General features: G+C 60.9%; 9 protein-coding genes. 5 read left to right on the forward strand and 4 right to left on the reverse strand.

The window, feature by feature from the left end:
• Positions 1 to 50 precede the first annotated feature (50 nt).
• The gene (gene soxR / locus AB0H22_RS24235) at positions 51 to 503 is read left to right on the forward strand and encodes a redox-sensitive transcriptional activator SoxR (RefSeq protein ID WP_358149699.1); all 453 of its coding nucleotides are present in this window, start codon (positions 51 to 53) and stop codon (positions 501 to 503) included.
• Here the strand turns inward: soxR and uvrB are convergent, their stop codons facing one another.
• Positions 504 to 2,672, reverse strand: a complete 2,169-nt coding sequence (gene uvrB / locus AB0H22_RS24240; RefSeq protein ID WP_358149688.1) for an excinuclease ABC subunit UvrB — start codon at positions 2,670 to 2,672, stop codon at positions 504 to 506.
• A gap of 79 nt (positions 2,673 to 2,751) precedes the next feature.
• On the opposite strand from uvrB, the gene AB0H22_RS24245 reads away from it, so the two are divergent.
• The 4 genes from AB0H22_RS24245 to AB0H22_RS24260 all read left to right on the forward strand — a co-directional run bounded on the left by AB0H22_RS24245 (position 2,752) and on the right by AB0H22_RS24260 (position 5,246).
• Positions 2,752 to 3,276, forward strand: a complete 525-nt coding sequence (locus AB0H22_RS24245) for a DUF402 domain-containing protein (RefSeq protein ID WP_180750040.1) — start codon at positions 2,752 to 2,754, stop codon at positions 3,274 to 3,276.
• Entirely contained in the window at positions 3,269 to 4,267 is a 999-nt protein-coding gene (locus AB0H22_RS24250; protein WP_180750039.1) for a Gfo/Idh/MocA family oxidoreductase, read from the forward strand. The genes AB0H22_RS24245 and AB0H22_RS24250 overlap by 8 nt, the downstream gene beginning before the upstream one ends.
• 41 nt (positions 4,268 to 4,308) lie before the next feature.
• On the forward strand, positions 4,309 to 4,719 hold the full coding sequence (locus AB0H22_RS24255; protein ID WP_180750038.1) for a hypothetical protein: 411 nt from the start codon (positions 4,309 to 4,311) through the stop codon (positions 4,717 to 4,719).
• Positions 4,720 to 4,781: 62 nt separating this feature from the next.
• The gene (locus AB0H22_RS24260) at positions 4,782 to 5,246 is read left to right on the forward strand and encodes a DUF5078 domain-containing protein (RefSeq protein WP_180750037.1); all 465 of its coding nucleotides are present in this window, start codon (positions 4,782 to 4,784) and stop codon (positions 5,244 to 5,246) included.
• Positions 5,247 to 5,386: 140 nt separating this feature from the next.
• Here the strand turns inward: AB0H22_RS24260 and AB0H22_RS24265 are convergent, their stop codons facing one another.
• The 3 genes from AB0H22_RS24265 to AB0H22_RS24275 all read right to left on the reverse strand — a co-directional run bounded on the left by AB0H22_RS24265 (position 5,387) and on the right by AB0H22_RS24275 (position 12,616).
• On the reverse strand, positions 5,387 to 8,380 hold the full coding sequence (locus tag AB0H22_RS24265; RefSeq protein ID WP_180750036.1) for an MMPL family transporter: 2,994 nt from the start codon (positions 8,378 to 8,380) through the stop codon (positions 5,387 to 5,389).
• The gene (locus AB0H22_RS24270; RefSeq protein ID WP_180750355.1) at positions 8,377 to 8,805 is read right to left on the reverse strand and encodes an MmpS family transport accessory protein; all 429 of its coding nucleotides are present in this window, start codon (positions 8,803 to 8,805) and stop codon (positions 8,377 to 8,379) included. Before AB0H22_RS24270 ends, AB0H22_RS24265 begins: the two co-directional genes overlap by 4 nt.
• An 865-nt stretch (positions 8,806 to 9,670) precedes the next feature.
• Positions 9,671 to 12,616: an RND family transporter gene (locus AB0H22_RS24275; RefSeq protein ID WP_358149701.1), complete on the reverse strand. Its 2,946-nt coding sequence runs from the start codon at positions 12,614 to 12,616 to the stop codon at positions 9,671 to 9,673.
• Positions 12,617 to 12,627: the final 11 nt, after the last annotated feature.

Raw genomic sequence — 12,627 nt, forward strand, 5'->3', positions numbered from 1 at the left:
GAGATCAACTCAGTATGGATCAACTCAGTGCGGCGATCGGAGGAGGCCTGGTGAAAGACAAGGCCGAGCTGCTGCCGATAGGTGAGGTGGCCAGACGTACCGGGATCGCGGTGTCCGCGGTTCGCTACTACGCCGATATCGGTCTGATCCCCGCCGAACGCACGTCGGGTAATGTGCGGGTGTTCCGCCGTCACGCGTTGCGCCGCATCTCGCTGATCCGTGTCGCCACCGGATTCGGCATCCCATTGTCGGAAGTCGCGGACGTACTGTCGAGCCTCCCGGACGGACGGACGCCCAATACCCGTGACTGGCAACGAATCTCCCGGCAGTGGCACGCACATCTGGAAGCACGGAAGAATGCCATCGCCGACATGCAGGAGAAGCTCACCGGGTGTATCGGCTGCGGTTGCCTGTCGATGACGAAATGCACGCTGTTCAACCCCGGCGACGTCCTCGCCGAGGATGGCTCGACAGGTGCGCGGCTGCTCGCCGATCCGGACTGACTACTTGAGGCCCGCCGCGTCCATGCCGCGCAGCTCCTTCTTGAGATCGGCGATCTCGTCACGGAACCGGGCGGCCAGCTCGAACTGCAGATCGCGCGCCGCCGTCATCATCTGCTCGGTCATGTTCTTGATCAAATCCGCCAGCTCCGCCCGCGGCATGCTCGTGGTATCGCGGCCCTCGAACACCCCTGCGCTGACCGCGCGACCGGGCTCTCCCTGTGCCCGCCGGCCGCGACTGGAGTTGCGGCCGGATCCGCCGATTTGGATCGCCTCACTGCTCTCCGTGTCAGAGGCTTCGCGGTACACCTGATCGAGAATGTCGGCGATCTTCTTGCGCAAAGGCTTTGGGTCGATACCGTTCGCCTCGTTGTAGGCGACCTGTTTGGCACGCCGTCGGTCGGTCTCGTCGATCGCTTCCCTCATGGAGTCCGTGATCTTGTCGGCGTACATGTGCACTTCGCCCGACACGTTGCGCGCGGCACGGCCGATGGTCTGGATAAGGCTGCGACTGGAGCGCAGAAACCCCTCCTTGTCGGCGTCGAGGATGGCGACAAGCGATACCTCGGGCAGGTCTAGGCCCTCACGGAGCAGGTTGATGCCCACGAGCACGTCATACTCGCCGAGCCGAAGCTGACGCAGCAGCTCCACGCGCCGCAGGGTGTCCACCTCGGAGTGCAGGTACCGGACCCGGATTCCCATCTCGAGCAGGTAATCGGTGAGATCTTCGGCCATCTTCTTGGTCAGCGTCGTCACCAGCACGCGCTCATCGACCTCGGTGCGCTGCCGGATCGAGGCGATGAGATCGTCGATCTGCCCCTTGGTCGGCTTGACGACGACCTGCGGATCCACCAGACCGGTAGGCCTGATCACCTGCTCGACGAACTCGCCTCCCGCCGCGCTGCGTTCATAGTTCCCAGGTGTCGCCGACAGATACAGGGTCTGCCCGATCCTCCCGGAGAACTCCTCCCAGGTGAGAGGCCGGTTATCGACCGCAGAGGGCAGCCGGAAACCGAAGTCCACGAGATTGCGCTTGCGGGACATGTCCCCCTCGTACATGGCGCCGATCTGCGGGACCGTCACATGCGACTCGTCGATGACAAGCAGGAAATCGTCGGGGAAATAGTCCAACAGGGTGGCAGGTGGCGTTCCCGCGCCTCGCCCGTCGATATGCCGTGAATAGTTTTCGATACCCGAGCAGAAGCCCACATTGCGCATCATCTCGATGTCGTAGTTGGTGCGCATGCGCAGCCGCTGAGCCTCCAGCAGCTTGCCGTGGCTCTCCAGGTCCGACAGCCGGTCCTCGAGCTCCTGCTCGATACCGACGAGAGCCTTCTCCATCCGGTCCGGACCCGCCACATAGTGAGTGGCAGGGAAGATCCGCAGGGAATTGGTCTGCCGGACAACGTCTCCGGTCAACGGATGCAGGTAATACAGCGCCTCGACCTCATCGCCGAAGAACTCGATGCGGACCGCCAGCTCCTCATACGACGGGATGATCTCGACGGTGTCGCCGCGCACCCGGAAGGTGCCCCGAGTGAACGACAGGTCGTTGCGGTTGTACTGCATTTCCACCAGCAGCCGCAGCAATGCGTCCCGTGGCACTTCAAGACCGACGTCGAGCTGCACGGACCGATCCATATACGACTGCGGGGTGCCGAGGCCGTAGATGCAGGACACGGATGCGACCACCACGACGTCACGCCGGGAGAGCAGATTCGACGTCGCCGAATGCCGTAGGCGTTCCACATCGTCGTTGATCGAGCTGTCCTTCTCGATATAGGTATCGGTCTGCGCGATGTACGCTTCCGGCTGGTAGTAGTCGTAGTACGACACGAAGTACTCGACAGCATTGTGCGGCAACATCTCCCGAAGCTCATTGGCGAGCTGCGCGGCGAGCGTCTTGTTGGGTGCCATCACCAGCGTCGGCCGCTGCAGCCGTTCGATCAGCCATGCTGTGGTCGCCGACTTGCCGGTACCCGTGGCGCCCAGCAGCACCACATCCTTCTCCCCCGCCCGGATCCTGCGCTCGAGGTCATCGATCGCGCCGGGTTGGTCCCCCGCGGGTTCGTATTCGCTGACCACCTCGAACCGCCCGTCGGTCCGCAGCACGTCGGTTACCGGGCGGTACTCGGAATGCGCAACGATGGGGTGTTCTGTTGCGAAAGCCATGCGCTCAGGGTAAGCCGAGGGTCTGACACGCGCCCGAAACCAACCCGGGAACCAACAAGGAAAGGGCGACTTAGACACGGTGCACCCACCCAAACGCGAGATCTTCGACGTCGACGCCATGACCAACACCGATCCCAAGGGGATTGTGCGGTCGGTGGACGAATACCGGGTAGAGCCGTGGGGGCTGTACATGGCCCGCTCGACGCCGGGGCGGGCACAGTTCCGTTACCTGGAGTCGTGGCTGCTCCCCACGCTGGGGCTGCGAGCGAATATCTTTCACTTCAACCCGGGGCATGAACGTGATCAGGACTTCTACCTGGACGTCGGTGAGTTCGTCGCCGGGCCATCGCAATGGACAGCCGTCGACCACTATCTTGACCTGGTGGTGCGCTGCGGACACGAAACCGAACTGGCGGATGTCGACGAGTTGCTCGACGCGCATAAGGACGGTCTGTTATCCACTGCCGCAACGGAACTCGCCATCCGTCGCGCAGCCGGTGCCATCGACGAGCTCGCCCAGCACGGACATGACTTGAACTCATGGCTCGCCGATGCCGGAATGCCGTTGACCTGGCGCGACCCGAACGGAGACGCCCATGTCTGAGACCATCCGCTGGGGAATCATCGGACCCGGCCGCATCGCCGGCAATGTGGCCCGCGACTTCCCGCTCACACCGGGTGCGGAGCTCGTCGCGGTCGCGTCCCGTTCGGCCGAACGGGCCCAGGCCTTCGCGGCGACACATGGGATTCCCGATGCCTACGGCTCCTATCGGGAGGTGCTCGCCGCCCCGGACGTCGATGCCGTGTACATCGCGACCCCGCATCCCCAGCATCGACAGATTGCCATCGCGGCGCTCACCGCCGGGAAAGCCATCCTGGTCGAGAAGGCCTTCACCGCAACGGTATCCGGGGCGCAAGAGGTCATCGATATTGCTAGGGCTCGTGGAGTTTTCGCGATGGAGGCGATGTGGACGCGATTTCAGCCCGCCATCGTCGCGGCCAAGGCCCTTGTCGACGACGGCGTTATCGGCGAGGTCCGGCAGGTCCAGGCAGACCTCGGTGTAGACCGCCCGTTCGATCCCGACGACCGATTGTTCAACCCCGCGCTAGGAGGCGGAGCGCTGCTGGATCTCGGTGTCTACGTCGTCTCGCTGGCCCAATACTTTCTGGGGGATCCGGCGGCGGTGGTGGCCCACGGTTCGTTGTTTCCCACCAATGTGGACGCCGAGGCCGGGTTGCTGCTGCGGTACGACGATGGTCGCGCCGCGACATTGCTGTGCTCGCTCTTGCATCCCACCCCCGGCCAGGCGCGCATATTCGGCACCGAGGGCTGGATCGACATCCTTCCCCGTTTCCATCACCCCCGCGAGATCGTGCTGCACCGCAAGGGATCTGATCCCGAACCGATGGTGAAGCCACCCGTCGGCGGGGGCTACAGCCACGAACTCGCCGAGGTCACCCAATGTCTGCTCGGCGGCAGAGCACAGAGCGCGGTGATGCCGCTCGCCGACACATTGGCGGTACAGCGGGTGCTCAACACGGCCTGCGAACAACTAGGGGTGCATCACACCGAAGACCCCATTGACCTGGACTAATCGTGTTGCCGCCGTGTTCAGGGCACCGGTAGGATGCCGGTATGCGCCCCCACCTCCGCGGGCTAGGGGCTGCCGGGACAGCGGCGATAACTCTCGCGCTTCTGGCAGCACCAGCCTCCGCAGCCGAGCTGCACAACATCAGCTACATCGCCCGTGTCGACGGACTCGGCCGCGGTATCTCCGTCACGTTCAAAACCGATCCGGTGGAACGGCGGACCGAACAACCTCGCCTCTCCCCGGGTGAGACCTGGGAAGTGGACCTGGTGATGGACGACGCCCAGCAGGCCGGGATGACCGTTCGTGTGCTGCCTCCGTACGGTGTCGGATTGCACTGCGAGGTACAGGTCGACGATGTGGTGGTCGACTCCCAAGACCTGACCGTCCCGCCCGCCCTCGGGATCTTCAACGGGCCCGTCAACGACACCGTCACCTGCGGTCACTTCAACTCGTAACCGCGAGTCAAATTAGTCACTTCTGCACCCCGGACCTGCACGAAAACCGCTACAATAGCGCCATGCGCCTGAACTCCATTCGCCGTCCAATTCGCGCGGCGGGAATTGCGATAGTCACCGCGGGAATCGCCGCGAGCACCTTCCCCGCGATTGCCTCCGCCGACTCCACCGATGACTACCCAATTCCCCGGCGAATGCTGAAGACCACGTGTACCGCCGAGCAGTACCTTGCCGCGGTCCGCGATTATGACCCGATCTACTACACGCGGTACATGATCGACAAGAACAACAAACCCGATTATGTGCAGCAGTCGACGATCGACCGGATCCACGAGTTCTTCGCCAAGGACTACACCGGCCGTCGTGCGGAGTCCGAGGTCTTTGCGGTGAACTACCCGCCGGAGGCATTGACATCGCAATGGCCCAACTGGGGCAAGATCTTCTTCAACAACAAGGGTGTCGTTGCCAAGGGCACCGAGAATTGCAGCAAGTACCCGTCCGATATGTCGGTCTGGGACGGGCCCTAACCAGGACAACAGAGAAACGCCCCGCGGTGACCACACACCGGCGGGGCGTTTTTTTTGCGCTGTTCACCGTGCGGCATGGAACACCCCACTAACGAGTTCGGCCCCCATGCACCAGGCATGGGGGCCGAACTCGTTAGTTGCTAGACCGAGGGTCTCGGGAACTCCGCGGTCACCGCGTCGTCATGCGCGGGACCTGGAGCGGGGCCGACCGGAACGGGTGCCGGAGGCGGCGGAACCGGTTGCTGTGCCGGGACCGGAGGTGCCGGCGGATCTGTGGCGTACTTGCTGACCTTCATGGGCCACCAGAACCACCGACCCATAAGCGCGGCGATCGCGGGTGTCATGAATGCCCGGATGATGAAGGTGTCGAAGAGCAGACCGAGACAGATCGCCGATCCCGCCTGGCCGATCGCGATCAGATCGCTGGTGATCATCGATCCCATCGTGAACGCGAACACGAGACCGGCCTGGGTGGCCACGCTCCCGGATCCACCGACACCTCGAAGGATCGCGGTGTTCAGACCACCGTGTAGCTCTTCCTTGAATCTGGACACGAGCAGCAGGTTGTAGTCCGATCCGACCGCCAACAGGATGATGACGGTGAACGGCAGCACGAACCAGTGCAGCTGCAACCCGAGGATGTGCTGCCACAACAACACCGACAGACCGAAGGATGCTCCGAGCGATATCGCGATGGTCCCGACGATCGTGAACGCCGCCACGATGCTTCGCGTGATGACCAGCATGATGACGAAGATCAGGCACAGCGATGCGATGACCGCGATCATCAGGTCGTACTTCACCATCTCGCCGATGTCGTGATACGTCGGTGCCGTGCCGCCGAGATAGAGCTTGGCCTCGTCCAGCGGGGTGCCCTTGATGGCGTTCTTGGCGGCCTTGAGCTCGACCTCCGTATTGGCCAGGGAATCTTTGCTGGCGTAGTCGCCCTCATGCGTGATGATGAACTGCGCGGCCTTACCGTCCGGCGCCATCATCAGCTTGACGCCCTTCTTGAAGTCCTCGTTATCGAAGGCTTCCGGCGGAAGGTAGAAGAAGTCGTCGTTCTTCGCCTCGTCGAACGCTTGACCCATCACCGTTGCGGTGTCGGTCATGCGATCCATCTGGGTGATCATGCCGTTCATCGTGCTGTACATGGTCAGCATGGTGTTTCGCATGTTCTTGGTGATGGCGATCATGGGCGGCAGCTGTTCCACCATCTGCGGCATCAGCTTGTCCATGTTGTTCATGTCCTTGAGTAATCCCTGCATGCTCTCGGCAAGTTTGTCGATGCCATCGATGGTGTCGAATAGCGAGCGCATGGACCAGCACATTGGGATGTCGAAGCAGTGCTTATCCCAATAGAAGTAGTTGCGTAACGGACGGAATTGATCGTCGAAATTGGCGATGTTGTCCCGCATTTGATTGGTGACACTGATCATGTCAGGAGTGGTCACGGTCGCCATATTGTGCGTCACCGCGACAAGCTCTTTCATGATGCTGTACATGCGTTCCATGATCGCGATCATGGAACCCATATCGTCGGCCATTTTCAACATGTCCGACATGCTGTTCTTCAGATAATTCATGTTCTCGGTCATCGACACCGATTGCATACTCACCTGGAACGGCACGGAACTGTGATCGATGGGTGCGCCCATCGGTCGGGTCATGCTCTGCACCTTGTTGATGCCCTCGGTGCGGAAGACGTTCTTGGCGATCCGGTCCAGCACCAACATGTTTGCCGGAGTGCGAAGATCCTTGTCCGCCTCGACGATCAGGATGTCGGGGTTCATTCTGGCCTTCGAGAAGTGCCTGTCGGAGGCCTGGAAGCCTTGAATCGACGGCAGGCCAGTCGGGATGTAATACCGGTCGTTGTAGTTCACCGAGTACGTCGGCAGGATGCCCAAGCCGACGATCGCGATGATCATCGTGACCGCCAGAATCGGTCCCGGCCAGCGCACGATGGCGGTGCCGATCTTGCGCCATCCCCGGCTCTTGATGGTGCGCTTGGATTCGAGCAGCCCGAACTTCGTCGCTATCAGGATCACCGAGGGGCCGATGGTGAGCGAGGCGGCCACCACCACCAGCATGCCGATCGCACACGGCACACCCAGAGATTCGAAATACGGCAGTCGCGTGAACTTCAGGCAGAACGTGGCGCCCGCGATGGTGAGACCCGAACCCAAGATCACGTGCGAGACACTGTGATACATGATGTAGAAGGATTCGAGCCGGTCCTTACCCTCGGCCCGCAATTCGTGATAGCGCCCGATTTGGAAGATCGCATAGTCGGTACCCGCGGCGATCGCCAGCGAGGTCAGCAGGTTCACCGCGAATGTCGACAGACCGATGATCTGGGCGTTGCCGAGGATCGCGACCACCCCGCGAGCGGCCCCCAATTCGACAAAGACCATGAACAGGATGAGCAGCACCGTGGTGATGGAGCGGTAGATGATCAACAGCATCACGGCAATGACCACGAACGTGATTGCCGTCATCTTGAGCATGCTCTTGTCGCCGGCGTCGTTCATGTCCATCGTCAGGGCGGCCTGGCCGGTGACGAAGACCTTGAGTCCGTCGGGGTAGGTCCCGGCCTTCTTGCTCTCGTCGATGAGCTTGCTGACGAGATCCTGGACCGCCGTGACGGATTCCTTACCCTCCGTCGTGCCTTGGTCTCCACGGAGATTCAGCTGAACGTAGGCGGATTTCTCATCGACGCTCTGCGCGCCGCCGGCGGTGATGCGGTCGCCCCAGAAGTCCTGGGCGTATTCCACATGCTTGGTCTCTGCCCGTAGGCGCTTGACCATCTCGCGGTAGAACGTGTGCGCCTTGTCGTTCATGTCGGTGGAGAACTTGGTGTCGCTCTCCATCAGGACCATGACCATGCTGTCGTCCTTGAACTGCTGGAACAGTTCACCTTGACGCTTGATGGCCTGATATGACGGTGCATCCTTGGAAGCCAGCGATACCGAGTGCGCTTTACCGACCTCTTCGAGCTGCGGCACCACCACGTTGACGATGACGGTCAGCACCAACCAGCCGAGAATGATCGGCACGGAGAACGTGTGGATGAATCGCGCTATGCGCGAGGGCTTCTGGGGAGCGCCGGGCGTAGGGGCGCTATGTGTACTCATGCGGATTTCACCATGCAGAAGACTTGGGCGTTGCGGTTGGACACGGTTTGTTCGTCCTTGACTTCGCCGTTGGACAGGATGCGGCAGCCGATTTCGTCGCTATCCCCCATTGCGACGACATTGGCGAAAACCGAGGTCATGGTCGTCGTGATGGTCAGTGACCACGGGAGGGTGGTGAACTGGGCGCGCTGCGGCTGCGCCCTGTCGTCGAGGTAGTTGACTTCACCCTTTGTCCCTGCGGGACCGAAGATCTCGTAGACGATGTCCTTCGGGATGATGTTCTTCGAATCATCCTTGATGCCGATCGCCTGATTGATATTGGTGGAGCCAAACACGCCATGAAGTCGATAGACCCCGAAACCAGCGGCCGAGATGACCACTAGAACGACGAGCGGGACCCATACCCGCGCTAAGACCTTGAAAATCGTCCAACCCCTTCACCCGTGTGGCCCGGAGGCCAACAACTCGACTCTCTATTTGTGTGCGGCGACACGTGACCGCGATCCACGCGCAAATAGTTACCGGCCAGTACGACACTGTCTTGTTTTTGCGGAGTCAGCGCGCATATGGGGTGTCCGCTCACATCGTCGGTTCATCCCACTTGGCTCCGCTCATGCCCGTTTTCTTAGTAATTCGTAAGGGATACTACATATGTTTGTCAGGGAACCGTACATGTGTTGTCGGTCACAACTTGCACATTTGTTCGCATGAACACCTGCAATAGCCTAGTTAGCTACAAGAAAATGTCAACAACCGATGACACGGTTCTATTCCCCGGTTCTTTTCGGGCATGTTACGAAACTGCCAGCTCGCACACCTAAGTTGGTGACTGATCGGAGAATCACACCAGCTACCGGACCTACCCGGTATTTGCCATCGCTATCTTTTGACAGACTGCTGCATTGCGGCTTCCGTGCCCGAATGACCGTCACCCTCGCGTGCGCTGTGGCGATCAAAAGTGATGCACGTCCACAGGCTCCTCCGGGCGTGTCCTTCGCCACAATATGAGACATTTGTTCAGTAGTGGCGGGCGGCTGAGGGTCGCACACCGTGGGCGACATCAGCTCCAGCAAACAATTTGGCACGTCATTCAGCGCCCGCCGCCCGGTGATGTCGGCGATGCGTCGAGAAGTCCGAGTATTCGCATAGGGCGAATTACTCAAGCGCCTTTACTTATTCTGGTAAACACCAGTCTAGTGGGCCTCGGCGCCCGGGCAACGGTGTTTGAATCGCCCGTGAACGACCGATCGCCGCACCTCAGACGGAGGTACGGCGATCGGCATCACGCAATTAGACCGCGGGCCTAGGGAATTCGGTCGTCACCGGATCATCCCCTAGTCCGGAGCCGACCGGCACCGGACCAGGTGGGACGGGCTCCGAGGCCGTTGACACGCGGGGCGGCGGCACCGGCCTGGTCCGCACGTTCAGTGGCCACCAGAACCAACGACCGAGGATGGTCGCGATAGCCGGTGTCATGAAGGACCGCACGATCAGGGTGTCGAATAGCAGGCCGAGCGCGATCGTCGTACCGACCTGCCCGATGATGCGCAGGTCGCTGACCACCATCACCGCCATGGTGAAGGCGAACACCAGGCCTGCCGAGGTCACCACACTGCCCGTGCCACCCATCGACCGGATGATGCCCGTCTTCAGGCCGCCGTGCAGCTCCTCCTTGAGGCGGGATACCAGCAGCAGGTTGTAGTCGGACCCCACCGCCAGCAGCACGATGATCGCCATCTGCATGACGAGCCAGTGCAGTTCGATGCCCAGGATGTATTGCCAGATAATGACCGATAGGCCGAACGATGCACCCAGGGACAGCGCCACCGTGCCCACGATCACCAGCGATGCCACAAAGCTACGGGTGATGAGCAGCATGATCAGGAAGATCAGGCACAGCGCGGAAATGCCGGCGATCATTAGGTCATATCGAGCACCGTCGGACATGTCCTTGAACACGGCCGCAGTGCCGCCAAGTTCGATCTTGGCGTTCTCCAGTGGGGTGCCCTTGACCGCCTCGATCGCTGCTTGCTTGATCGGCTCCACATGCGCAAGCCCTTCGGGCGTAGCGGGATCCCCGCGATGCGAGATGATCATCCGGACCGCCTTACCGTCCGGTGAAAGGAACGACTTAAGGCCGCGCTTGAAGTCGGCATTGTCGAAGATCTCGGGTGGCAGATAGAACGAGTCATCATTCTTCGCGGCATCGAACGCCTTGCCCATGGCGGTCGAGTCCTTGCTCATCTCGTCCATCTGGTTATAGAACCCAGACATGGTGCTGTACTGCGTCAGCATCATCTTCTGCATGTCTTCCATGATCGGAATCATCTGCGACATGTCCGACACCATCTTGGGCATCAGCTGATCCATCCGCTCCATATTGACGACCATGCCGTCCATGGTTTCGGTCATCTCGTCGATCTTGTCCAGCACATCAAAGATTGATCGAATGGACCAGCACATCGGGATGTCGAAGCAGTGCTTCTCCCAATACAGATAGTTACGGATCGGCCGGAACCAGTCATCGAAATTCTCGATACTGTCCCGCATTTCGTGAATGGTGCCCTGCAAGGTGTGCATATCGCCGACCAGTGAGTGCGTGATACCCGCCATCGCGCTCATGTTGGCGAGGGTTCGCTTCATGATGACGACGTTCTCGCCCATCTTGTCGGACTGAACCTTCATATCGGCCATGCGGTCCTTCATCAGCTTCATGTTCTGTAGCTGGCCGACGCTCTGCATGCTGATGAGGAATGGGATGGAGCTGTGCTCGATCGGTGTGCCCTGCGGGCGGGTGATCGCTTGCACGCGAGCAATTCCCGGTACGCGGAACACCGCCTTGGCCACCTTGTCGATGACCAGGAAATCCGCCGAGTTCCGCATATCGTGATCGGCTTGGATGAGCAGCATCTCGGGGCTCATGCGGGCCTGCGAGAAATGCCGTCCCGCGGCCTCGAATCCGGCATTGGCGGGGATGTCCTTGGGGATGTACTTCTTGTCGTCGTAACTGGTCCGGTATCCGGGAAGTGCCGCCAGGCCGATGATGGCGATCGACAACGCGGCCGCGAGCACCGGGCCCGGCCACCGCACGATGGTGGTCCCGATCTTTCGCCAGGCGCGAATTCGCATGGCGCGCTTGGGCTCGAACAACCCGAATCGACTTCCAATGGTGACCAGCGCGGGCCCCAGGGTCAGCGACACCAGCACACCGGAGAGCAGACCGACGGAGCAAGGCACACCCAGGCTTTGGAAATACGGCATGCGCGTAAAACTGAGGCAGTACATAGCGCCGGCGATCGTCAGGCCGGAGCCCAGAATGACATGGGCCGTGCCGTGGAACATCTCGTAGTACGCGGCCTCTTTGTCGGCACCCATCGACCGGGCCTCTTGATATCGGCCGATGAGGAAGATGGCGTAGTCGGTGCCGGCGGCGATGGAAAGCATCACGAGCAGGTTCACGGCGAATGTCGACAGACCGATGATCTGGTGATCACCCAGGAACGCGATGACACCTCGTGCCACGCTCAACTGGACGCCCACGAAGAGGAACACCATCAGCACCGTGAAGATCGACCGATAGAAGAACAACAGCATCACCACGATGACCAGGAAGGTCAGTGCGGTGATCAGCTTGAGGCTGCCGTCACCCGCGTGGTTCATATCGGTCTGCAACGCGCCCGGGCCGGTGACGTAGACCGTGAGACCGTCCGGGAGCTTCGTGCCGTCCTTCGTCCAGTCCGCTTCGATCTTCTTGACGATGTCGCGAACCGCTTCGGTGGACTCGTTGGACAACGTCTCGCCCATGTTTCCGGCGAGGTTTACCTGAACGTAGGTGGCCTTGCCGTCGGTGCTCTGCGCACCTGCCTCGGTGAGCGGGTCACCCCAGAAGTCCTGGACGTGTTGAACATGTTTGGTGTCGGCGCGCAGCCGCACCATCAATTCGTCGTAGAACTTGTGCGAGCCGGGGCCGAGGCGCTCCTGGCCCTCGAGCACGATCATGGCGACGCTGTCGGAATCGGACTCTTTGAACATCGAGCCCATGGTCTTCATCGCCTGCATCGACGGCGCGCTCTGCGGGCTTAGTGAGACGGTTTGTTCTTTCGCCACCGTGTCGAGAGATTTCTGGGCGCCAAAGGCAACTACCAGCAGCACCCAGATGATGATGATGGGGATGGAGAGTCGTCGGATCCATTTGGCCAGGAAGGTGGGCTCCCCGCTGCCGTGTGCCCCGCTCATGCGGACTTCAC

The organism is Mycobacterium sp. NPDC050853 (assembly GCF_040653875.1).
Classification (GTDB): Bacteria; Actinomycetota; Actinomycetes; order Mycobacteriales; family Mycobacteriaceae; genus Mycobacterium.